The organism is Methylocella tundrae (assembly GCF_901905185.1).
Classification (GTDB): Bacteria; Pseudomonadota; Alphaproteobacteria; order Rhizobiales; family Beijerinckiaceae; genus Methylocapsa; species Methylocapsa tundrae.
In genome coordinates, this window is record NZ_CABFMQ020000078.1 from 19,857 (window position 1) to 42,131 (window position 22,275).

Sequence of the window (22,275 nt, forward strand, 5' to 3'; positions counted from 1 at the left end):
GAAGGAACACGATTATGGCGAGCGTCACGGCCGCAATGGTGAAGGATCTTCGCGAGAAGACCGGCGCCGGCATGATGGATTGCAAGAATGCTCTCAACGAGACCGAGGGCGATATCGAGGCGGCGGTCGACTGGCTGCGTAAGAAAGGCCTTTCGAAGGCCGCCAAGAAGTCCGGCCGCGTCGCGGCGGAGGGCCTTGTCGCCGTCGCCGTGCATGGCACGGACGGCGTTGTCGCCGAAGTCAATTCGGAGACGGATTTTGTCGCGCGCAACGAGGAATTTCAAGCGCTTGCCCGTACGATCGCGCTCGTCGCGGTGGAAAAGGGGTTGACCGACGTCGAAGCGATCAAGGGCGCGCATTACCCGGGCGGCGGGACGGTCGCGGACGCCATCGCCAACGCCATCGCGACGATCGGCGAGAACATGACCTTGCGCCGTGTCGCCGCGGTGCATGTCGCGCAGGGCGTCGTGGGGCAGTATGTGCATAATTCGGTCGCCGACGGACTGGGCAAGATCGGCGTCCTCGTCGCGCTGGAATCCACCGGCGATACGGTCGCGCTTACGCCGCTCGCGCGGCTTATCGCCCTGCACGTGGCGGCGGCGAGTCCGCTGGCTCTCGAAGCATCCGAGCTCGATCCGGCGATCGTCGCGCGGGAAAAGGCGGTGCTCGCCGACAAAAACGCCGGCAAGCCGGCTCATGTGCTTGAAAAGATCGTCGAATCCGGCCTCAAGACCTATTACAAAGAGGTTTGCCTCCTCGATCAGCCGTCGATCCACGCGGAACATGCGAACAAGACCATCGGGCAGGTGGTGAAAGAAGCCGAAAAGGCGGCAGGCGCGCCTGTGAAGTTGGCCTCTTTTGTGCGCTATTCCCTCGGCGAAGGCATTGAGAAACAGGAGAGCGATTTCGCCGCCGAAGTCGCCGCCGCCGTCGGCGGGCAGGTCTGACCCGGTACACGAAAGTCCTGCGAACGCATTGAATGAAGAGCCGCAGACGCCGACGCGTCGGCGGCTTTTTGCATGTGGTGAAGCCGAGTGATTCCAAATTGACCGATGTCCGATTTCGCAGGAAGGTTGAAGCTCAACGCGCGGCGCTGCGTTGATTCGTGTTTCCCGCGTTGGAGAATGCTCATGCCGTCTCGATTCGCACGCTCGCTTCGCCTCAAAGGCCAACTGATTGCATTCACGATCCTTTCCAGCGCCTTTGGCTTGGCGCTGGTCGACCCCGCAGCGGCGGAATCGGTTCGCAAGGAATGCAGCCAAAAATATCAGGCGGCCAAGGCCGCCGGCACGCTGAACGGACAAGCCTGGCCGCAATTTTATAGCCAGTGCGCGGCTGAGGCCAAGGGCGCCGCGCCTGCCGCGACGCCAGCCGCCGCTCCCGGCCCCGCGCCAGCGGCGCCGCCGCCCGCGGCCCCGACAGCGGCGAATCCGCTGAAGCCGGCGCCGGCGCCTGCGGCCCCCGTGGCGGTCGGCAATGCTGTGTTTCCCTCAGCCGTCTCAGCCGCCTACGCCAATGAAAAGCCAGGCAAGGCGCGCATGAAGACATGCCTCGACCAGTACAACGCTAATAAAGCGACCAACGCTAACGGCGGCCTGAAATGGATTCAAAAGGGCGGCGGCTATTACAGCCAATGCAATGCGCGCCTCAAGAGCTGATCGCGATCGCGCGTTCTGATCACGAGATCCTGGGCGTCGCGCTGGCCGGCGTCTGGGGTTAAGCCGATGTGCGTCATTCTTTGACGCGGCTGAGCATCATAAGGCTCGACCGGAGAATTCGTCATGGCTGATCGGTCCGCTGCAATGCGCTCATCGATAAATTATGGCATGATGTCGTCCGAAAACCGGGTTCCATTTTTCGGGATCATGCTCTGAGGCCGGAGGGCGGTACGGGGCGCTGACGAAAAAGCCACACACCATTGACAATCCACGCCGGCCGGGCCGATCGAATGGACAGAGAAAGCGGGGCATCATATAAACTCCACCGTTGCGGCGGCATATGAGCCTGTCCGACTAGGATCTCGACGACAATGCAGAACACCAGCATCGACCCGAGCATCTCCGATCGTTCGGCTTTTTCCCGCCGGACGATGGTCGACTGCCAGATCAGAACATTCGACGTAACGGATTCGGCGCTCCTCGCGCGCATGCTCGATGTGCAGCGGGAGCGGTTTCTACCGCCGGAGCTTGAGCCTGTCGCTTATTCGGATTCAAGTTTGCAGCTAAAATCGGACGCTCCAGGCGCGAAGCCGAGGAGCCTTCTGCCGCCCCTGATCCTGGCGCGTCTCATTCAAAGCGCCCGCGTCCTCGCGGGCGACAAGGCTCTGGTCGTCGCGGCCGCAGGCGGCTATTCGGCCGCCCTTCTTGCGGGCCTTGCCGCCGACGTCGTCGCTGTCGAGAGCGATCCGGCGCTTTTCGAAGAACTGCGCGTCAATCTCGATGCATCCGGACTAAAGAACGTTCGCGCGCTTCTCGGCCCCCTTGGAGCTGGCGCGCCGAAGGAAGCGCCTTTCGACGTGATCCTGGTCGACGGCGGGGTCGCCGCCAATCTCGATCCGCTGCTCGCGCAATTGAAGGACGGCGGCCGGCTCGTCACGGTTCAGCGCCTGGCCGATGGCGTCTGCAAAGCCGTCCGCTACGACAAGGCAGATGGCGCGACAGGCTATCGCATCCTGTTCGACGCTTCGGCTCCTGTCCTCGACGCGTTTCAGCCGGCGGAAGAATTCACGTTTTCTTGACTCCGAGGACACCCGTTTCGCCGCGGTTCTTCGTGCTAGCTTGGGCGGCGCTTTGGCATGACCAATCAATGGTGCGACCGGCGCACGCCTCGAAGCGAGCCCGCCAGAGCGTGCGCGTCGACATCGCTAAGACAGGGACAAACGAATTTGCTTTATCTGCCGCATCGCGTCTCTTTGTCTGTGAAGAGGTTCGCCGTCATCCTCGCTGGGGGCTTTGCGCTAGCTTCGCCGGTCGCGGCGGAAACCATGTCGAGCGCACTTGTTCGCGCCTATGTCGGCAACCCGGATCTCAACCAGCAGCGCGCCGGCGTTCGCGCGCAGGACGAAAACCTGCCGCGAGCCTCCTCACTCGGACGCCCAACCGTCACGGCGGATGGCCAGTTCGGCTATAATTACCTTGATACGACGCAAGGGGGAGTGCGGACTCGCGGAAGCACGCCGCCGACAGCTGTCGGGCTGACCGTCACGCAAAATTTGTTCAACGGCAATCGCACGCAAAACAGCGTCCGGCAGGCGGAATCGAACATTTTCGGGTCGCGCGAAAATCTCCGCACCACCGAGGAGAACGTGCTTCAGAACGGCGCGACAGCCTATATGAACGTGCTGCGCGACACCGCGATCCTCAATCTGCGCCGCAACAACATCACCGTTCTCGAAGAGCAGCTGCGCCAGACGCGCGATCGCTTCAATGTCGGCGAGGTGACGCGCACCGACGTCGCCCAGGCTGAATCGAGCCTCGCGAGCTCCCGTTCCGACTATTTCACGGCGCAAGCCAATCTGCAGAACAGCGTCGCAAATTTCCGCCAGATCATCGGCGTCGAACCGACGCGGCTGGAGCCGGCCCGAACCATCGAAGCTCTGCTGCCGAAAGATATGGGCACGGCCGTCGCTCTCGCGCTGGAAGAGCACCCGGTGGTACAGGCGGCGCTGCACGCGGTCGACGCCGCCGCCCTGCAGGTCAAGCTGGTCGAGGGCGAGCTTTACCCGACTCTCAACGTTGTCGGCAACGTCCAGCATCAGACGGATTATATCGGCATTCGCAACGCCACCTTTTTGAACGGTTCGGTCGTCGGCCAGCTCTCCGTGCCGATCTATGAAGGCGGCGAAGTTTACGCGCGCGCCCGTCAGGCGAAGGAAACGCTGGCGCAGGCCCGGCTCCAGGCCGATCTGCAACGCGACACTGTGCGGGCCGCCGTCGTATCCGCCTGGGGCTCGCTCGATTCGGCGAAGGCGGTCATCCAATCGGCGAAAGCTGCGGTCAAGTCCGCCGAGATCGCGCTCGATGGCATCCGCGAGGAGGCGAGGGTTGGGCAGCGTACGACCTTCGACGTCCTCTTTGCGCAGCAGACCTTGCTCAATACGCGCGTCAGCCTCGTCTCCGCTCAACGCGACAGGGTCGTCGCCTCCTATAATGTGATGGCGGCCATCGGCCGGCTTTCAGCGGCGAACCTCAGCCTCAACGTCGCGGAATATGATCCGACGGTCCATTTCGAACAGGTCAAGGACAAATGGATCGGCCTGCGCACGCCTGACGGGCGCTGAGCCCGGGTGATCGCGGGCGCGGCGCGGCTGCGTCTCCTCTCGCGGCGTCCGGCGAGCTTTCCGCCATTATTCCCCTTATGGCTGTGGACCGTCGATTGTTCGTCTTGCCAGCATGGATGAGCTAAGACTACCTTAACGCGTCGATCCGCCGCGGCGCGGATCATGTGGGGTTGCCTGTCGCGTGATTGCCTCGATGCGCATCCGTCTGATCGGCGCATTTTCGTTGGAAAGCAGTAGAGGCCATGAGCGCAGCCAATCTTGTTCAAACCTCCGGCGAGCCGTCCGACGCCAAACCGCGGGAGCCTTCGATGGAGGACATTCTGGCCTCGATCCGGCGCATCATCGCCCAGGATCAAGCGCTTTTTGCTGCTGAGGACGCCTCCCGGGAGGAGGCGGGCCAAGAAGCCGGCTCGGAAGAGGTTAATGACGGCGCGGATTCCGCGGTCTACGGGCTGGCGCAGTCTGTTGCCGCGCAGGGCCTTGCGGACCATCAGGAGGAGAATCGAGCAAGGGAGGAAGCAGCGGATCCGTCAGAGCCGGTCGCCGATTGGGGCGGAGCCGAAGACGAGCCGCTGGTTTCAAAAAGAACGGATGATTCCGTCGCGGGAGCATTCAACGCGCTTATCGCCAGCCGCTTCGCGCAAAATTCCGATGCCGTTCTGGCGATGACCCGCGAAGCTTTGCGCCCCTTGCTGGAGGCCTGGCTCGACGCGCATTTGCCGGCGCTTGTCGAGCGTCTCGTCCGCGCCGAGATCGAACGGATGACAAAGGGCGACTAAACCCGTCGCGAAAAGGCGCGGGTTTTTCAAACGAGATATGGGCCGAGTCCAAAAGGACCGCCTTGCCGGAATGACCGTACCGCTTACTTTTCTTTCCGGGCGAGCCGCAAGCGGCGCGGACTTGCCTTTTCCCCTGCCTTTTGCGATCGCTTGACCTAATCCGCATGGCAAGACCTGCGCCGCCGCACCGCGCGCGCGGTCCAGACGAACAGAAAATGATTCAATGATGGAAAAGACTTTCGATCCCCAGGCGGTCGAAGGCCGCATCTCGGCGGCATGGCGCGAGGCCGACGCCTTCAAGGCCGGGCGGCCGGACCGCGCCGAGGCGGAGCCCTTTGCGATCGTCATTCCGCCGCCGAACGTCACCGGCGCGCTGCACATGGGGCACGCCCTCAATACGACTTTGCAGGATATTCTCGCGCGCTTCGAGCGGATGCGCGGCAAGGACGTGCTGTGGCAGCCGGGAACGGATCACGCCGGCATCGCGACCCAGATGGTCGTCGAGCGGCAACTGATGGAACGTCAGGAACCCGGCCGGCGCGAGATGGGCCGCGAGAAATTCCTGGAACGGGTCTGGGCCTGGAAAGCCGAGTCAGGCGGCGCCATTGTCAACCAGCTGCAGCGTTTAGGGGCCTCCTGCGACTGGTCGCGCGAGCGGTTCACGATGGATGAAGGCCTCTCGCGCGCCGTCGTCAAGGTGTTTGTCCAGCTCTACCGGGAAGGGCTGATCTATAAGGACAAGCGGCTGGTCAATTGGGACCCGAAGCTTTTGACGGCGATCTCCGACCTTGAAGTCGTGCAGGTCGAGACCAAAGGCCATTTGTGGCATTTCAAATATCCGGTCGTCGACGACGCCGGCGCCGAGACCGGGGAATTCGTCATCGTCGCGACGACGCGGCCGGAAACCATGCTGGGCGACGCCGCGGTTGCGGTTAATCCGGCGGATGAGCGCTATTTCCACCTGCGCGGCAAGCGCGTGCGGCTGCCGCTCGTCGGACGTCTTATTCCGATCGTTGAGGACGAGTATTCCGACCCGGAAAAGGGGACCGGCGCGGTCAAAATCACGCCGGCGCATGACTTTAACGATTTCGAAGTCGGACGGCGCCACGGCCTGCCGCTCATCAATATCTTTGACGCCGAAGCCAAACTGACGCTGATCGGGAACGAACCTTTCCGCGCCGGCGCGGAGCCGATCGAGGGGCTCGACGGCCTGCACGGCGCGTCGCGGGAAAATGCGCGCAAGCAAATCGTGGAACTGATGGAGGAGCGCGGGCTTCTCGACCAGATCGAGCCCCATCCTCACATGGTTCCGCACGGCGATCGCTCGGGCTCCATCATCGAGCCGTGGCTGACGGATCAATGGTACGTCAACGCCGCGGTTCTGGCGCAGCCGGCGCTCGATGCGGTGCGCTCGGGCAAGGCGAGCTTCATCCCGAAAAACTGGGAAAAGACCTATTTCGACTGGCTGGAGAATATCCAGCCCTGGTGCATCTCGCGCCAGCTCTGGTGGGGGCACCAGATTCCGGCGTGGTACGGGCCGGACGGCAAAGTCTTTGTCGAGGCCACGGAAGCCGAAGCGGCGGCGGCGGCGCGCGCGCATTATGGCGAGCCGACCGCTCTGGCGCGCGATCCGGACGTTCTCGACACCTGGTTTTCCTCGGCGCTCTGGCCTTTCTCGACGCTCGGCTGGCCGGACGAGACGACGGAGCTCAAGCGTTATTATCCGACCAATGTGCTCGTCACCGGCTTCGACATCATCTTCTTCTGGGTCGCGCGGATGATGATGATGGGTCTTCATTTCATGGGCGAGATACCGTTCCACGACATCTATATCCATGCGCTCGTCCGCGACGAGAAGGGCGCCAAGATGTCGAAGTCGAAAGGCAATGTCATCGACCCTTTGAGCCTGATCGAGCAATATGGCGCGGACTCCCTGCGCTTCACCCTGGCCGCGATGGCGGCGCAGGGACGCGACATCAAGCTCTCGACGCAAAGGGTCGAAGGCTATCGCAATTTCGCGACCAAGATCTGGAACGCCGCGCGCTTCGCGGAGATCAACGGCTGCGTCCGCGTCACGGGTTTCGACCCCAGGGGCGTCAGCATCACCCTCAACGCCTGGATCATCGGAGAAGCGGCCAAAGCCGTCGCCGAAGTAACGGGCGCGATCAAGACCTACCGCTTCAATGACGCCGCCAACGCGGCCTATCGCTTCGTCTGGAACATTTTCTGCGACTGGCATCTCGAACTGGCGAAGCCCCTGCTGCAAGGCGAGGACGGTCCCGCCAAGGATGAGACCCGCGCGACGACCGCCTTCGTCCTCGATGAGATCACCAAGCTGCTGCATCCGTTCATGCCTTTCCTGACGGAGGAGCTTTGGGCGATCAAGGCGACCGAGGATTCTCCGCGCGCAAGTCTTCTTGCGCTGACCGCCTGGCCGCGGCTCGAAGGCCTCGAGAACGCCGCCGCGGAGTCCGAAATCGGCTGGGTCGTCGAGCTCATCTCGGAAGTGCGCTCGGTGCGCTCCGAGATGAACGTGCCGGCCGGCGCGCTGATCCCTCTCGTTCTGGTCAACGCCGATACTGATGTGGGCTCGCGCGCGAAAAATTGGGACGAGACGCTGCGGCGCCTCGCGCGGCTCTCGGATATATCCTTCGCCGCCGAGGCCCCCGAGAAATCGGTTCAGCTTGTCGTGCGCGGCGCCGTCGCCGCTCTGCCGCTGCAAGGGGTGATCGATTTCGACGCTGAAAAAACCCGGCTGGCGAAAGAGATCGGCAAGCTGGCGGCGGACGCCAGGAAAATCGAGGCGAAGCTCGGCAACGCCGATTTCGTGGCGAAGGCGCCCGAGGAAGTCGTCGAGGAAAATCGCGAAAGATTGGACGAGGCGCGCGCCCGCGCCGCGAAGCTGGAGGCGGCGCTGAAGCGGCTCGGCTGAACCCGCCGCTTTCACACGCTCTTTTTCGGCCTATCCCTGCAAAAATGGCAATGAAACGCCAAACGTCTGCAGCAGAAGAATCGTATTGAGGAACAGCACTACCGCGGCGCCGACGACGGCGCCGACGCGCGTCATGGGGCCGTTGACGAAAGCCCCCATGATGTCGCGGCGCTGCGTGAAGTAAAGCAGCGCGATCATCGGGAGCGGCAGCGCAATGCTGAGCACGACCTGACTGACGACAAGGGCGTTGGTGGCGTTGACTCCGAGCGCAACGACGATAAAGGCCGGGATGATGGTGACGAGCCGCCGCAGCCAGACCGGAATTCTGAAGCCGACGAAACCCTGCATGATCATTTGACCCGCGAGGGTTCCGACCGTCGAACTCGATATGCCGGACGCGAGGAGCGAGATCAGAAATACTGTCGCGGCTCCGGCGCCAAGAATCGGGGTCAATGTATGATATGCGGTCTCAATCTCGGCGACGCCGCTGTGGCCCGCGTGAAAGGCGGCGGCGGCCATCATCACCATGGCCATATTGATGGCGCCGGCGATCGCCAGCGCGACGATGACCTCCCGGTTGGAATAGCGCAGGAGCTTGCGCCTGTCGCCGTCGTCGCGCGCGATCGTACGGGCCTGCGTCAGGCCTGAGTGCAGGTAGATCGCATGAGGCATGACCGTCGCGCCGATGATTCCGACGGCGATCGTAACCGCGGCCGCGTCCTGCAGTTGGGGCGTCACTAAGGAAAAAGCCGCCGAGGCCCAGTCGACGGGGGCGATGAATAATTCGATCACATAACAGAGCCCGATCATTGCGACCAGCGCGCCGATGACCAGTTCGAGCGGCCTGAAACCGCGCCGGTCGAGGGTCAAAATACCATAGGTCACGATCGCGGTGACGACCATTCCCCAGATCAGCGGCAAGTTGAAGAGGAGCGAAAGCCCGATCGCGCCGCCGAGGAATTCAGCCAAATCCGTCGCCATCGCGGCGATTTCACTGACGATCCACATGGCCCAAACAAGCGGGCGCGGCAATTCGTCGCGGCACATTTCCGCGAGATTCCGGCCCGTCACGATGCCCAGCTTCGCCGACAGGGCCTGAAACAGCATTGCAATGAGGTTGGCCAGCAAAACCACCCAAAGCAGGCTGTAGCCATATCTGGCGCCCGCCTGGATATTGGTCGCAAAATTGCCGGGGTCCATATAGGCGATCGAGGCGATGACCGCTGGTCCAACCATCGGAATGAATGCGCGAAATCCGCTCCGGCGCCCGTCGAGAACCTCGCGGATCGCGCGCTGGATTTGGGTCGGGTGAGCGACGATTCCGCCGCGCTCTGCGATATCCGTCATTCGGCTTTCCTGCGGTCGAAGCTGGCGACGCCACGCTACGGCATGAGTTCGGGAGACCTTGCTGGCGATCTGCTATTGATGCTGCATAATGTAGCCGTGGCTACGGATTAGTCAATGGCGCTCGCCAGCGCCTCCCTGCGATCAAGAGCGGCCGGAGTTGCGACAATTCAGGATCGTTAGGCTAAAACAAAAAGGACTGACGCCTTATGTCGAGTCGCTGATGGGGGCGGCGACGGGCGAAAGCGGCGCCCGGAAGGGCTGAAACGCGTGATCGCTAAGGCGCCAGATCGCAGGCCGGAGGGAAGCCGAAGATGACGATGAAGCATCAAGAGCCTCATGCCTGCGCGGCTGAACTCCCGGCCGAGGCGGAGCAGGCGCTTCGCTTCGAAAAGGCGCGCTCGGCGCAAGCCGGCGCCGTTCTCGAAGACTACGTCGAATTGATCGATGACCTTCTGACGAACGGCGGCGAGGCCCGTCCGACCGACATCGCGCGCAGGCTCGGCGTTTCACACGCGACGGCGATCAAAAGCATCGCGCGGCTGAAACGGGAAGGGCTTGCGACGTCGAAGCTTTATCGCGGCGTTTTTTTGACGCCCGAGGGCCGGGCGCTCGCCGCGCGCGTGCGCGCGAGACACCGGCTTGTCGTCGATTTGCTGGTCGCCGTCGGCGTGCCGCTGCATTGCGCGGAACTCGACGCCGAAGGCATCGAGCATCACGTGTCCGACGTCGCGCTGGACGCGTTCTCGCGTTTTCTCAAGCGGTAACGCAAATCCTCAATCGGTAACGAGAAATTTGAATGCGCCGCGGGCGGTTCGCCATAAAGCGAACGCGATTGAGATGCACTTCGCCGGATGTTGATCGGTGTGGTCTGCGGGAGCTGGCGCTTTTCGCAGATCATGTTTTTTGCGGCTGGTGATCGCCGCAAAAGGCATGGCTGGCGGCGGTTGGTCCTCGACGTGGCGAATGTCCTGATCTGGCACGATTATCTGTGCTTTTTTGGACACATGCGGAGATAACTTAACCTCAACTTGACGCGGCAAGAAGAAGATCACTTTTCAGCCCCATTCAACTGGGTAATTGTGGTTCAAGCAAACATATCCTCGACGGCGCCTGCGCGAGTCGGACGAATGGCGTCATACAATTCGACGCCCGCCTGCTCACCCGGCATTCCCTTCCAATCGAGAGCTGTTTTTCGCCAGATCATGCAGGGCGGCATCTATGAGCGCGCGCGTTGTCAAAGAGGTTATGTCTTCCAGACGTCGTGTGACGAACGTCACCTCGCGCGCGCCGCTTGAGGCTTATCTCTTCGCGGGCGCTGGAGATGATCGTGCTGCGCGGCTTCTGCGAAACGATCAGAATTTTATGACAAATGAAGCGATTAGCCACCATCTGGGTGATGCGCGGTTGATCGACCGCAAATTATTTTCGAACGGGCGCGACCAAAATGGGTTTTTGCGCGTTATGGGTCCATACGCAGTTTTTTGGCCCTGCAGCGACCGGAGCGATGACTCCTGGCGCTCGGAATTTGCCCATGTCTATGAGGTTTAGTCGCCTTGGAGCTTTGGCTCTGTTCGGACTGGCTGCGAGCATGCCGGTTACGAATATTCGCGCCTTGGAAGGGGCGGACAGCGCCGCGGCGGGCGATAAATCGATCGTGTCGCAGGCCTATAAGACGCCGCGCGCCGCCTTGCTCGCAGGCCTTCAGGACTTTCGTTCGGGCGCGGCCGACTCGGCGATCGCCGCCTTGAAATATGCCGCCGCCGGCGGCGAGGCATTGGCGCAATGGAAGCTTGCGACCATTTACGCGGCTGGCGACGGCGTTCCACACGATGACGTCAAGGCCTATGAGTATTTCTCACAGATCATCCATGGCTATGATGAGGATGATCCGAACTGGCGTGACAAATCTGTCGTTTCGAACGCCTTCGTCGCGATCGGAACCTATAGCCTGAACGGCATAGCCGACACTAAAGTGCGCCCGGATCCGGCGCGTGCGCTCGACATGTTCAAATATGCGGCCACGAACTTCGGCGACGCGACGGCTCAATATAGCCTCGCGAGAATGTATCTTGACGGCGTTGGCGGCGATAAGGATGTCCGGCAAGGTTTGCGCTGGCTTTATCTCGCCGCGGACAAGGGCCATGTGCAGGCCCAGGCTCTGCTCGGGCAGATGCTCTTCTCCGGGCAGGAGGGGTTGCGTCCGCAGCGCGCGCGCGCGCTGATGTGGCTGACACTGGCGCGCGAAGCCGCGATGGACGCGAAGAAGGATCAATGGATCATCGACGTCTACGACAAGGCGATGGCTACTGCGAGCGAAAGCGAACGCCGCGTTGCGCTCTCCTATCTCGAAGATCATCTGAAACGGCGGAATTGATTGCGGGGAGAGACCCCGGCTAAGTTCGCATGGCTTGCTCATCGAGCCTAAGCCAGCGCGGGCTGGGAGCAGCGCGATGCTTGCGGGGCAATTGGCGCTCACCCTCGCGGCGCTCTTCACGGGCGCCGCCATTTACATCAATCTCGTCGAGCAGCCGGCGCGTCTTGGGCTCGATGATAGATCGCTGCTGCAGCAATGGAAGCCGGCCTATGAGCGCGGCTTCAGGATGCAGGCTTCGCTGGCGCTCGCTGGCGGCGTGCTGGGCTTGATCGCGGCCTATGAGCTACGCGACTGGCGCTGGGCGCTGGGCGCCGTCGTCCTCCTCTGCAACTGGCCCTTCACCTTGCTCGTCATCATGCCAACCAATCGCCGTCTCGAAGCGACCGAACCGCAGAACGCGGGCTTGGAGAGCCGGGAGTTGATCCTGAGATGGGGTAAGCTGCACGCGGTTCGCAGCGGCCTCGGCGGCTTGGCCACTCTGGCGTTCCTATGGGCCTCAGTAAGATGATCGCGCCCCGTTAAGCTTTGGACGAGATGCTGAACGAATCAGCGACGAATCGGCGACAGCGCACCGTTTCACCTCATGTTCGCGCTATATCTAGCAAAACCCTCGTCGTCGTGGGATAGAGGCGTGCGGGCAGACCGCTCGCCGCTTCCTCATTTTTAATGTTTTTGCGTCATTTTGAGCCAGGCTTATGACGATCGGACAAATAAGGGTCGGCGTTGGCGGCTGGAGCTTCGCGCCCTGGCGAGAGAGCTTCTACCCGAAAGGCCTGCCGAAACGGCAAGAACTCGATTTCGCCAGCCGCAAACTGACGTCCATCGAGATCAACGCGACCTTCTACCGGACGCAGACGCCGGAGAGTTTCCGCCGCTGGGCGTCGGAGACCCCCGACGATTTTGTTTTTTCGGTCAAGGCGCATCGGCTGACGACGCACCGCAAGCTGCTCGCCGAAAGCAAGCCCGCGATCGATCATTTTCTGTCGAGCGGCCTCTTGCAGCTCGGCGGAAAGCTGGGGCCGATTGTCTGGCAATTCGCGCCGACCAAGAAATTTGAAGCCGGGGATTTCTCCGCCTTTCTCGAGCTTCTTCCAGGGCAGTTGGACGGGCTGCGGCTGCGCCATGTTCTCGAGGTGCGGCACGAAAGCTTTTGCGTCCAACCGTTCGTCTCTCTCGCGCGCCATCACCAGGTCGCGATTTGCCTCGCTCAGTCCGACACATATCCGCTGATTCCGGATCTCAGCGCTGATTTCGTGTACGCCCGGCTACAGAAAAGCTCAGCCGCCTATGCCGCGGGCTATTGTCCGGGTGAAATCGACATATGGTCCGGTCGCGCCAGGCAATGGGCGAAAGGCGAGCAACCACAGGATTTGCCCTATGTGAGCGGCGCGCCGGAGAAAAAGCGCGCCGCGCGCGACGTCTTCGTCTATTTCATCAGCGGAGCCAAAGAGAAAAACCCCGCCGCCGCATGCGCCCTGATCGAGCGGCTTAAGGCATGACGCCGAAAAGCGGGGCGCGCGCCTTGGGGGGCGCCATCCGATCATGCGCAAGCCATCTCTGACCGATAAATCACGCCAGTTCGATTCGAACCGGCACGTGATCGGAGGGTTTGTCGTCGCCGCGCAGCGCCTTGTCGATGGTTGTTTTGACGAGGCGATCGGCGGCCTGCGGCGACAACAGAAGATGATCGATGCAAATGCCTTTGTTGCGCTGCCAGGCCCCGGCTTGATAATCCCAGAAAGTGTAGAGTCCCGCATCGTCCGTGGTGGCGCGCAAGGCGTCGGTCAGGCCAAGGTTCACGAGCGTGCGAAAGCGCGCGCGCGTCTGTGGCAGAAACAGCGCGTCGTTGATCCAGGCGGCGGGGTCGGCGCAGTCGCGCGCGGCCGGGATGACATTATAGTCGCCAGCAAGGATCAGCGGTTCTTCGAGCGCCAAAAGCGTTTTCGCGTGAGCGATGAGGCGATCCATCCAGGCGAGCTTATAGGCGTATTTGTCGGTGTCCGGCGGATTGCCGTTCGGCAAATAGATCGACGCAACGCGGACGGCCCCGCCATCGTGAGGCACGATCGCTTCGATGTAGCGCGCATGCTCGTCGGCAGGATCGCCGGGCAGGCCGCGTGTCACCTCGATCGGCGCCTTCGACAGAATGGCGACACCGTTAAAGCCCTTCTGGCCGTGAACCGCGGCGTTGTAGCCGGCCGCCTCGATCTCTTGCCAGGGAAAGGCTTCGTCGACGCATTTCAGCTCCTGAAGGCAGAGCACGTCGGGAGACGCATCGCGCAGATAGCGCAGGAGATGCTCGATCCTCTGCCGCACCGAATTAACGTTCCAGGTGGCGATTTGCACGCAGGCCCTCGTGAGGAATTCACATCGGCTAAATCAGGCCGATGATTGAATGCTGAAGCAGATAACGTCCTACTACAGAAAACGAGATAGGAGGCTGCCAATTCAATTGGGATTTTGGGCTCCGGCAAAGTTCCCGAGAAGTGTGGGGAGTTCGGCGACAAAGAGGTCCCGCGTGCGAATGCCGGCGCTTTCGGCGACCTTGGTTTCGTCCTTCGTCAAACGTGCGAACACTACGCGTCGATCGCCTTTGATGGCCCAGCCTACGAACCACCCGAACTGACGGTCCTCGTCCAAAACCCCGTCCTGGCCGCGCTGAAACCCCGCGCCTGTCTTGCCTTGAACCATCCATCCGTCGGCGGCCGCGAAACGGGGCATGATCGCGATTGCTTTCTCTTGCGCAGGCGCGGACGCTGGCAATTGCAGTTTGAGCAATCTTCGCAGAAAAGCGACCTCTTCAATTGGGGAGATCTGGAGAGAGGCGCTAAGCCATGCGTGCGTCAATCCGTCGTCCTTCCCGGCGTTACCCGAAAGATCACGGTTGCCGTAGGAAAATAAATCCACGTATTGTTGGAGCCGTTGCGCTCCCAGCGCGCGTGTAATGCCCCACGAATACCAAACAACCGAGTCGCGCATCCAGGACGCCGGATCGACATTCGTCTTCCAATTCTCACGCCACGCCTTGTATTCTTCCCGGTACGGCCAAACGGGCGAGTGTGCATCCGTCAGAATTCCCGCATCATAACCCATAACGCTGAGCGCGACCTTGAAGGTGGACGCAGGACTGTTTCGCTGATCGCATCGCCCGTCCTGACGAAGAACGGCGCCGCTGTCCGCGTCGACGAGCAGGGTGCAAACCGGCGCCGCCAAAGAGGCGGTAGAAATCGAACACAGCAAGGCCGCGAAGGGCGCAACTCTCTTCATGACTTTAGTCTAACGCATGATTTGCAATTTTTAGGGCCGATGCCTCAGCCGCCTGTGGCGACCGCGCCGCGCCGGGGCCGCGCCTGCATCAAACGCGGCAAAGTTTGATGGGTCAGGACGCCTTCCCGCATCAGCGCCCGCCGCAGCGGACCGATCATCGAAAAGGCGAAGAATCCCGCGCCGCGCATGAGGTCGACGGGCAGGAATTCCGTGAGCAGCGAGCGATTTAGAATATCGACGCCATTGGTGCGCAAGGAAATGTCGCCCCGGCGCGCAGTCCCGTAGGCTTTGAGGCTTGCCGCGGCGCCGATGTCTTTTCCATCCGCCCGAGCGTCTTCGAGGGTTTCAACGAGAGCCGCGATGTCGCGTAGGCTGAGGTTCAGCCCTTGCGCGGCCAACGGCGGAAAAACATGCGCGGCTTCGCCGATGAGCGCGATGCGCCTGCCAAATAGTTTTGCGACGCTCATGCCGGCCATCGGAAAGAAGCCGCACGGTCCATCGAGCTCCATAGCGCCCAAAAGTCCGCCGACCTGCAACTCGATCTCGCGCGCCAGTTCGCCGGGCGCGAGATTACGTCGGCGCTCGGCGTCGGCGGCCGACATCAGCCACACAAGGCTCGAACGATGAAGCTTTTCACCGTGCGGGCGCAGGGGCACCAGAGTGCAAGGGCCTGATCTTGTATGAAATTCGGTTGATATATTTCGATGCGGCTTGGCGTGCGCGAGAAGCGCCGTCAGGGCGACCTGGGGATAGGTCCAACTGCGCGCGTCGATATTGGCCCTGGTTCGGGCCAGCGAGCCGCGACCGTCGGCGGCGACGACCAGCTTGGCTCTAATCCGCCGGCCGTCGGCGAGCGTGGCGCGCACGTCGTCGTCATCGAAACAAATGTCCTCGATGAGGCTTTGGCAAAGGGCGAGGCGGGAGCGGGCGGCGGCGGTCTCCGCGAGTCCATCGACCAGAACATTGTTTTCGATATTCGCGCCAAAGGCCGAAAGGCCGATCTCGCTTGCGGCGAAGGAGACCGAGGGCGCCCGGAATCTGGCATTTGTCGCGTCGACCATCGCGATCTTTTCGAGCGCTGCGGCCTTGTCCCGAAAGCGCGGCCAGAGGCCAAGCGATTTGTAAAAGCGCAGGGAGGCTTCAAACAAAGCCACCGTCCGGCCATTGGCGCGACGATCGATGAGACCGGCGCAAGCGACGGAAAAGCCCGCCTGATCGAGAGCGATGGCGGCCGAGAGCCCGGCGGCGCCGGCGCCAGCGACGAGAATATCGACGTGAAACGGATCAACCTGTGTCATCGCGCATCCCTCGCCGTCTTTCTAGACCGGCAACACGCGGATGGCGAGCGGGCGCCGTGGTTTTCTTGACGCCCGGCTCAAACGCGTGCGACGGGAGGCGGCGCCGGCGCCGCCTCCCGCGACATCTTGTCTCGTCAAGCGTTTAGCGTTTATCGGACGCCACATAGTCGCGCTGCGGCGCGCCCGTATAGAGCTGACGCGGGCGGCCGATCTTCTGGCCCGGATCTTCGATCATTTCCTTCCATTGCGCGATCCAGCCGGAGGTGCGCGCGACAGCGAAGAGCACGGTGAACATGGAAACAGGGAATCCCATCGCCTTAAGCGTGATGCCGGAATAGAAATCGATGTTCGGATAAAGCTTTTTCTCGATGAAGTATTCGTCGTGGAGAGCGATGCGCTCGAGTTCCATCGCAACCGCCAGAAGCGGATCGTTCTTGACGCCGAGTTCGTTCAGCACTTCGTGGCAGGTCTGCTGCATGATCTTCGCGCGAGGATCATAATTCTTATAGACGCGATGGCCAAAGCCCATCAGCCTGAACGGGTCATTCTTGTCCTTGGCGCGCGCGATGAATTTTGGAATATTTTCGACGGTTCCGATTTCCGTCAGCATCTTCAGCGCCGCCTCATTGGCGCCTCCATGCGCGGGCCCCCAGAGGCAGGCGACGCCCGCGGCGATACAGGCGAACGGATTGGCGCCCGAGGATCCGGCGAGGCGCACCGTCGAGGTGGACGCGTTCTGCTCGTGATCGGCATGGAGAATGAAGATGCGGTCGAGCGCGCGTGCGAGGGTCGGCCTGACCTTATATTCCTCGGTCGGGACCGCGAAGCACATGCGCAGGAAATTCGATGCGTAATCAAGTTCGTTCTTCGGATAAACGAACGGCTGGCCGATCGCGTATTTAAACGCCATGGCCGCCAGCGTCGGCATTTTTGCGATGAGCCGCATTGAGGCGACCATGCGCTGACGCGGGTCCGAAATGTCGGTCGAATCGTGATAGAAGGCCGACAATGCGCCAACGCTCGCGACCATCACGGCCATCGGATGCGCGTCGCGCCGGAAGCCCTGGAAGAAGCGGGCCATCTGCTCATGGATCATCGTGTGGCGCGTGATCCGATAGTCGAAATCGCGCTTTTGCGTCGGGGTTGGCAATTCGCCGTAGAGCAAAAGGTAGCAGGTTTCGAGATAGTCGCCGTGTTCGGCAATCTGGGCGATCGGATAACCGCGATACAGCAGCACGCCCTCGTCGCCGTCGATATAGGTGATTTCGGACTCGCAACTCGCCGTCGATGTGAAGCCGGGATCGTATGTGAACATCCCGGTCTTGGCGTAGAGCTTTCCAATGTCTACGACTGCGGGGCCAATCGATCCAGTTTTGACCGGCATTTCGACTGTAGTTTCACCGATACTAAAAGACCCAGTCGTCGTGCTCATGAAGGCTGCCTTTTACCAAAGGGTGGCGGGGGGCGCCGAATTCATCATCCGGGCGCTTTTCTTGGATGTGAGAACTCCAACGCAATGACTAATAATGCGATGCGATGGTCTTAGCCCATGAGAAGCTTGGGTTCAAGCGGCGCCCGCTCGCGCCGCTCATTTCACCAAGTCTATCGCGTGCATTTGTCTCCATTATTGTAGATCTGCGAATTCAATATTGTTCAGCTATGCATAATGCCTGTGCTAACGCGAGATATACCTGCAAATTCGCAGGCGGATATTTCATCGCTTGAGAACGAACCGGCAGTGTCGGGGCGCCAACAAGTCGAGCCAGCGCCGCGCGGATAGGCGATATGCACATTTATACGTCAATAACCTACAGACGATGACATTCCCGGCCTTGGTCGCCCTGTGAAGCAAAAAACAATCCAATCCGCGCCACAGGGCCGCGCGCCTCGTCAGCCGGCCTGGTCTCGCAGGCGGCCGAGGCTTTCGTCACGCCCGAGCACGGCGAGGACGTCGAAGATGCCAGGCGATGTTGAGCGGCCAGTCAACGCCGCGCGCAATGGCTGCGCCACCTGGCCGAGTTTGACCCTGGCGCTTTCGGCATAGTCGCGCACGACGGCTTCAGCCCCCGCGGCCGACCACTCTTCCAGCGCGGCGAACAAGGGCAGCAGATTGGCGATGTGGGCGCGGCCTCCGTTAGCGAGAATCTCCTCGGCCTTGGCGTCAATGGGCAGCGGCCGGCGGGCGAACAAAAACGCCGCGCCGTCGAGAAGCTCGATCAGGGTCTTGGCGCGTTCCTTCAGTCCGGGCATGGCGGCCAGCAATTTTTCTTGCATCGCAGCGTCAAGCTGATGCTTGCGCTCGGCACCGCCCGGCAGATAGGGCAACGTTTCTTCAAGTTCGCGGGCGAGAGCCTCATTGGGGGTCGCGCGGATATAGTGGCCGTTCATATTTTCGAGCTTTGCGAAATCAAAGCGGGCGGGCGAGCGGCCAACGTGAGCGAGATCGAAAGCGTCAATCATCTCCTGCGTCGAAAAGAACTCCTTGTCGCCCTGGCTCCATCCGAGACGAACGAGATAATTGCGCACGGCTGCCGGCAGAAAGCCGAGCGCGCGATAGGCGTCGACGCCGAGAGCGCCGTGCCGCTTCGACAATTTGGCGCCGTCGGCGCCGTGGATCAGCGGAATATGCGCCATGGCGGGCGCGCTCCAGCCGAGGGCGGCGTAGATCTGCATCTGCCGCGCCGCATTGGTCAGGTGATCGTCGCCGCGAATGATCTGCGTGACCCCCATGTCGTGATCGTCGACCACGACGGCGAGCATATAGGTCGGCGTGCCGTCGGAGCGCAAAAGGACGAGATCGTCGAGATCCTTGTTGGCCCAGCTGACGCGGCCCTGAACCTTGTCCTCGATAATGGTTTCGCCATCGAGCGGGGCCTTGAGCCGCACCACGGGCTTGACGTCGCCCGGCGCCTCAAAGGCGGCCCGATCGCGCCAGCGCCCGTCATAACGCGGCGGGCGTCCCTCGGCGCGCGCCTTCTCGCGCATTTCGTCGAGCTCCTTCGGCGTCGCATAGCAATAATAAGCATCGCCGGAGGCGATCAGGTTTTCGACGACCTCGCGGTGCCGGGCCGCGCGCTGGAACTGGTAGATGACCTCGCCGTCCCAGTCGAGGCCGAGCCATTTCAGCCCGTCGATAATGGCTCTGATCGCCGCCTCGGTCGAGCGCTCGCGATCGGTGTCCTCGATGCGCAGCAGCATCTTGCCGCCGAAGTGGCGCGCATAGAGCCAGTTGAATAGCGCCGTGCGAGCCCCTCCGATGTGAAGAAACCCCGTGGGGGAGGGCGCAAAACGAGTGACGACCGCATCGGACATAAGGCAGATTTCCACTAATGGCCTACGGTCTCTTCGTGGAAAAGCGGCTCGCTCTGCCAAAAAGATCCCGCGTTAAAAACAAGCATATCAGGAGCATGATCGATCCAAGCGGGAGCGCTCGCGCTCGCGGCGATAAAATCTTCGGCGCTTCGACGCCGGGCCTTACGCGCCGCTGCGGCTCGTGTAACATAGAACCGCCGAAAAAATAGAGGCATATGCCGCTGATCGGCAAAGCGATTGGGCGAAGGGCCCCGCCCGTCGGGCCGCCGATGCGGCGCCGCGGCTGGCTCACCCTGAATGTATGACCGGCGGCGCTATTGTCGAGACCAGCGGAAACAGCCATAGCCGATGGAAGTTCGCGCGGAGCGGGCCGAATCTCGGCCGGGCTCGGCGGCGCCATGTCGCAGCTCCGCCGGATCCTTGTCGATGCGTTCGAGACCGAGGTCGCGCTTCGCCGCGTGTTTCTCTGGCTGCCGGCGGCGGCTGGCGCCGGCGTCGTCAGCTACATGGCGGCCGATCGCGAACCTTCCTTGTGGCTGCTCGTCCCGCTCACGGCCGCTTTCGCAGGCCTTGCGTTTTTGGCGCGCGGGCGGCGTCTCGCCTTTTTCCTGCTCTGCGGCCTCTGCGCCTTTTTCGCGGGCGATCTTTCGGCAGCCTGGCGCTCGGCGCGCGTCGCCGCCCCGATTATCGATCGGACGACGATTGGCGTTGTCGAGGGTTTTATCGAACAAATGGATTTCCGCCGCGCCGGCGCGCGTTTCGTCCTGCGGGTGCATGCGATCGAGGGGCTCGCCGCCGCGGCGACGCCTTACCGCGTCCGGCTTTCAATACACCGCGCGCCGCCCTTTGAGGCGGGCGCCTATGTCAGGCTCAAGGCGCGGCTGCTTCCACCGGCCCACGCCAGTCTTCCGGGGGGCTATGATTTCGCCAAGGACGCTTGGTTTGCCCGCATCGGGGGCGTCGGCAATGCGTTAGGCCGCATCGAAACCGCCGCGCCGCCCGCGCCGCCCGGTTTGGCGCTGCGAACGATGATGGCGCTCGATCGCGGGCGCAACGCGCTGGCCCGCCGCATCGACCAGATTGTCGGCGGCGACGCCGGAGCAATCGCCGCCGCCATGGTAACCGGCAAGCGCGATCTTTTGTCCGATGCGGCCAAGGACGTCATCCGCGAGGCCGGCATTTTTCACATCATCACGATTTCCGGCGTCCAGATGACGCTGGTCGCCGCTATTTTTTTCGTCGGTTTTCGCCGGCTTCTGGCTTTAAGCCCGACGCTGGCCCTGCGCTATCCGATCAAGAAATGGTCGGCGGCCCTCGCTATGGCTGGCGCGGTTTTTTACGACGTCGCGACGGGGTCCCGGGTCGGGACCGAGCGCGCATTGTTCATGACGTTGATCATGCTCGGCGCGGTGCTTCTCGACCGTCAGGCCTTGACCATGCGAAACCTTGCCTTCGCCGCGCTGATCGTCATTCTGACCGAGCCGGAATCGATCATGGGCGCGAGCTTTCAGCTATCTTTCGCCGCGGTCGCCGCGCTGGTCGCGGTCTATGAGGCGCGTATGGCCGCCGCCGCCGCCGATCGCGAAGATGGGCTGATTCTGCGCGCTCGCGCCGTCGAAGGCGAGCGCCTACGGCTCTTCTGGCGCGCCTGCAAAAATCTGCTGGCGCGTGGCCCCGGAGGTCTTTTGTTCGCGACCTTTTGCGCCACCGCCGCGACGGCCTCTTTCATGGCCTATAATTTTCACGAACTCAGCCCCTATGTGCTGATCGGCAATCCGCTGACCCTGACCGTGATCGAGGTGTTCGCAGTGCCCGGGGCGCTTATCGGAACATTGCTCTATCCGCTCGGACTTGACGCATGGGTCTGGCGATATGTCGGGCTTGGCATCGACGGCATCATGTGGGCGGCGGCGGAAATCGGAAGGCTGCCGGGGGCGACCCTCCATCTGCCCGCCTTCGCGCCCTGGTCCATCATCTTCCTGACCCTCGCAATGCTCTGTTCCGTGCTGTGGCGGACCGCCGTTTTTCGCGCGATGGCTTTGCCGCTCGCCGTTATCGGCGTGTGGGGCGCGCTCTGCGGACCCTCGTTCGACATGGCGGTCGCCCCGAACGGCGAAGCCGCAGCGTTTCGCGGGCAGGATGGCCGGCTCGCGGTCATCGCGTCGCGCCCGAGCCTTTTTGCTTCGGAGCAGTGGCTTCGCGCCGACGCCGACGGTCGCCCCGCGCGCGAGGCGGTGAAAAAAGACGCCTGCGACAAGGTTGGCTGCGTTGGATATCTCGCGGATGGCCGTTCCCTGTCGCTGGTGTTCGACAAAGCGGCGTTCGCCGAAGATTGCGGCCGCGCCGACATCATCGTGACGCCGCTTTTTGCGCCGGCGGGCTGCGCCGCGGGCCTTGTCATCGATCGGGATGAGCTGAAAGAAACTGGCGCCATAACCTTGTTGTTTACGGCGTCCGGCGTCGCAAGGCGCGCGGCCCGGACGCCGGACGAGGACCGCCCGTGGTCTCCCGCGCCGAGGCGAAAATGGGGGCCAAGCTCGCGTCCGTTCGCAGCGTCGCGGCCAACGCGGGCCGCGTCCTCCGATCTTGACCCTTCCAGCGTCGCGCGGGCCGCTGGCGAGGCGCCGGGCAGCGTCGAGGACGAAGACGGCGACGCCTCGCCGCTTGAGTAGACGCGCAAGCAGCCA

General features: G+C 62.3%; 19 protein-coding genes. 12 read left to right on the forward strand and 7 right to left on the reverse strand.

Going from position 1 to position 22,275, the window contains the following annotated elements; all coding sequences use genetic code 11:
• The first annotated feature begins 14 nt into the window (after nucleotides 1-14).
• The 6 genes from tsf (at nucleotide 15) to MPC4_RS09770 (ending at nucleotide 7,990) form a co-directional block, all read left to right on the forward strand.
• Nucleotides 15-947 (forward strand): translation elongation factor Ts, encoded by a 933-nt coding sequence (gene tsf, locus MPC4_RS09745; RefSeq protein ID WP_134491032.1) that lies wholly within the window; start codon nucleotides 15-17, stop codon nucleotides 945-947.
• Nucleotides 948-1,130: 183 nt separating this feature from the next.
• Nucleotides 1,131-1,658, forward strand: coding sequence for a hypothetical protein (locus MPC4_RS09750; protein WP_244628935.1), 528 nt, complete (start codon nucleotides 1,131-1,133; stop codon nucleotides 1,656-1,658).
• A gap of 371 nt (nucleotides 1,659-2,029) precedes the next feature.
• On the forward strand, nucleotides 2,030-2,737 hold the full coding sequence (locus tag MPC4_RS09755) for a protein-L-isoaspartate O-methyltransferase family protein (protein WP_174512349.1): 708 nt from the start codon (nucleotides 2,030-2,032) through the stop codon (nucleotides 2,735-2,737).
• 57 nt (nucleotides 2,738-2,794) lie between these two features.
• Complete coding sequence (locus tag MPC4_RS09760) at nucleotides 2,795-4,279, forward strand: TolC family outer membrane protein (protein ID WP_174512350.1); 1,485 nt, start codon at nucleotides 2,795-2,797, stop codon at nucleotides 4,277-4,279.
• Nucleotides 4,280-4,521: 242 nt separating this feature from the next.
• Nucleotides 4,522-5,058 (forward strand): PopZ family protein, encoded by a 537-nt coding sequence (locus MPC4_RS09765; RefSeq protein ID WP_174512351.1) that lies wholly within the window; start codon nucleotides 4,522-4,524, stop codon nucleotides 5,056-5,058.
• 223 nt (nucleotides 5,059-5,281) lie between these two features.
• Nucleotides 5,282-7,990: a valine--tRNA ligase gene (locus MPC4_RS09770; protein WP_174512352.1), complete on the forward strand. Its 2,709-nt coding sequence runs from the start codon at nucleotides 5,282-5,284 to the stop codon at nucleotides 7,988-7,990.
• 30 nt (nucleotides 7,991-8,020) lie between these two features.
• Here MPC4_RS09770 and MPC4_RS09775 read toward each other — a convergent pair whose 3' ends face one another.
• Nucleotides 8,021-9,337 carry an Nramp family divalent metal transporter gene (locus MPC4_RS09775; RefSeq protein ID WP_174512353.1) on the reverse strand — a complete coding sequence of 439 codons (1,317 nt, stop codon included), beginning with the start codon at nucleotides 9,335-9,337 and terminating at the stop codon, nucleotides 8,021-8,023.
• 317 nt (nucleotides 9,338-9,654) lie between these two features.
• Here MPC4_RS09775 and mntR point away from each other — a divergent pair, with 317 nt between their 5' ends.
• Complete coding sequence (mntR, locus tag MPC4_RS09780; RefSeq protein ID WP_174512398.1) at nucleotides 9,655-10,101, forward strand: manganese-binding transcriptional regulator MntR; 447 nt, start codon at nucleotides 9,655-9,657, stop codon at nucleotides 10,099-10,101.
• A 9-nt stretch (nucleotides 10,102-10,110) separates the two neighbouring features.
• On the opposite strand, the gene MPC4_RS09785 is transcribed toward mntR, so the two are convergent.
• Complete coding sequence (locus tag MPC4_RS09785; protein ID WP_174512354.1) at nucleotides 10,111-10,389, reverse strand: hypothetical protein; 279 nt, start codon at nucleotides 10,387-10,389, stop codon at nucleotides 10,111-10,113.
• A gap of 166 nt (nucleotides 10,390-10,555) precedes the next feature.
• On the opposite strand from MPC4_RS09785, the gene MPC4_RS09790 reads away from it, so the two are divergent.
• From MPC4_RS09790 to MPC4_RS09805, 4 genes are all read left to right on the forward strand, one after another.
• Entirely contained in the window at nucleotides 10,556-10,885 is a 330-nt protein-coding gene (locus MPC4_RS09790; RefSeq protein WP_174512355.1) for a hypothetical protein, read from the forward strand.
• Nucleotides 10,869-11,711, forward strand: coding sequence for a tetratricopeptide repeat protein (locus tag MPC4_RS09795; protein WP_244628937.1), 843 nt, complete (start codon nucleotides 10,869-10,871; stop codon nucleotides 11,709-11,711). The genes MPC4_RS09790 and MPC4_RS09795 overlap by 17 nt, the downstream gene beginning before the upstream one ends.
• A gap of 76 nt (nucleotides 11,712-11,787) precedes the next feature.
• The gene (locus tag MPC4_RS09800; RefSeq protein WP_174512356.1) at nucleotides 11,788-12,219 is read left to right on the forward strand and encodes an anthrone oxygenase family protein; all 432 of its coding nucleotides are present in this window, start codon (nucleotides 11,788-11,790) and stop codon (nucleotides 12,217-12,219) included.
• 187 nt (nucleotides 12,220-12,406) lie between these two features.
• A complete protein-coding gene (locus tag MPC4_RS09805; protein ID WP_174512357.1) occupies nucleotides 12,407-13,210 on the forward strand; it encodes a DUF72 domain-containing protein in 804 nt (267 codons plus the stop codon).
• 70 nt (nucleotides 13,211-13,280) lie between these two features.
• Here the strand turns inward: MPC4_RS09805 and xth are convergent, their stop codons facing one another.
• The 5 genes from xth to gltX form a co-directional block, all read right to left on the reverse strand.
• A complete protein-coding gene (gene xth / locus MPC4_RS09810; RefSeq protein WP_174512358.1) occupies nucleotides 13,281-14,057 on the reverse strand; it encodes an exodeoxyribonuclease III in 777 nt (258 codons plus the stop codon).
• Nucleotides 14,058-14,159: 102 nt separating this feature from the next.
• Nucleotides 14,160-14,978 (reverse strand): class D beta-lactamase, encoded by an 819-nt coding sequence (gene blaOXA, locus MPC4_RS09815; RefSeq protein WP_174512359.1) that lies wholly within the window; start codon nucleotides 14,976-14,978, stop codon nucleotides 14,160-14,162.
• A gap of 44 nt (nucleotides 14,979-15,022) precedes the next feature.
• Nucleotides 15,023-16,276 carry an FAD-dependent monooxygenase gene (locus MPC4_RS09820; RefSeq protein WP_174512360.1) on the reverse strand — a complete coding sequence of 418 codons (1,254 nt, stop codon included), beginning with the start codon at nucleotides 16,274-16,276 and terminating at the stop codon, nucleotides 15,023-15,025.
• 142 nt (nucleotides 16,277-16,418) lie between these two features.
• Nucleotides 16,419-17,708 carry a citrate synthase gene (gene gltA / locus MPC4_RS09825; protein ID WP_174512361.1) on the reverse strand — a complete coding sequence of 430 codons (1,290 nt, stop codon included), beginning with the start codon at nucleotides 17,706-17,708 and terminating at the stop codon, nucleotides 16,419-16,421.
• A 458-nt stretch (nucleotides 17,709-18,166) separates the two neighbouring features.
• Entirely contained in the window at nucleotides 18,167-19,588 is a 1,422-nt protein-coding gene (gene gltX, locus MPC4_RS09830; RefSeq protein ID WP_174512362.1) for a glutamate--tRNA ligase, read from the reverse strand.
• Nucleotides 19,589-19,986: 398 nt separating this feature from the next.
• Between gltX and MPC4_RS09835 the strand changes: the two genes are divergently transcribed.
• Nucleotides 19,987-22,260: a ComEC/Rec2 family competence protein gene (locus MPC4_RS09835; protein ID WP_174512363.1), complete on the forward strand. Its 2,274-nt coding sequence runs from the start codon at nucleotides 19,987-19,989 to the stop codon at nucleotides 22,258-22,260.
• Nucleotides 22,261-22,275 lie beyond the last annotated feature (15 nt).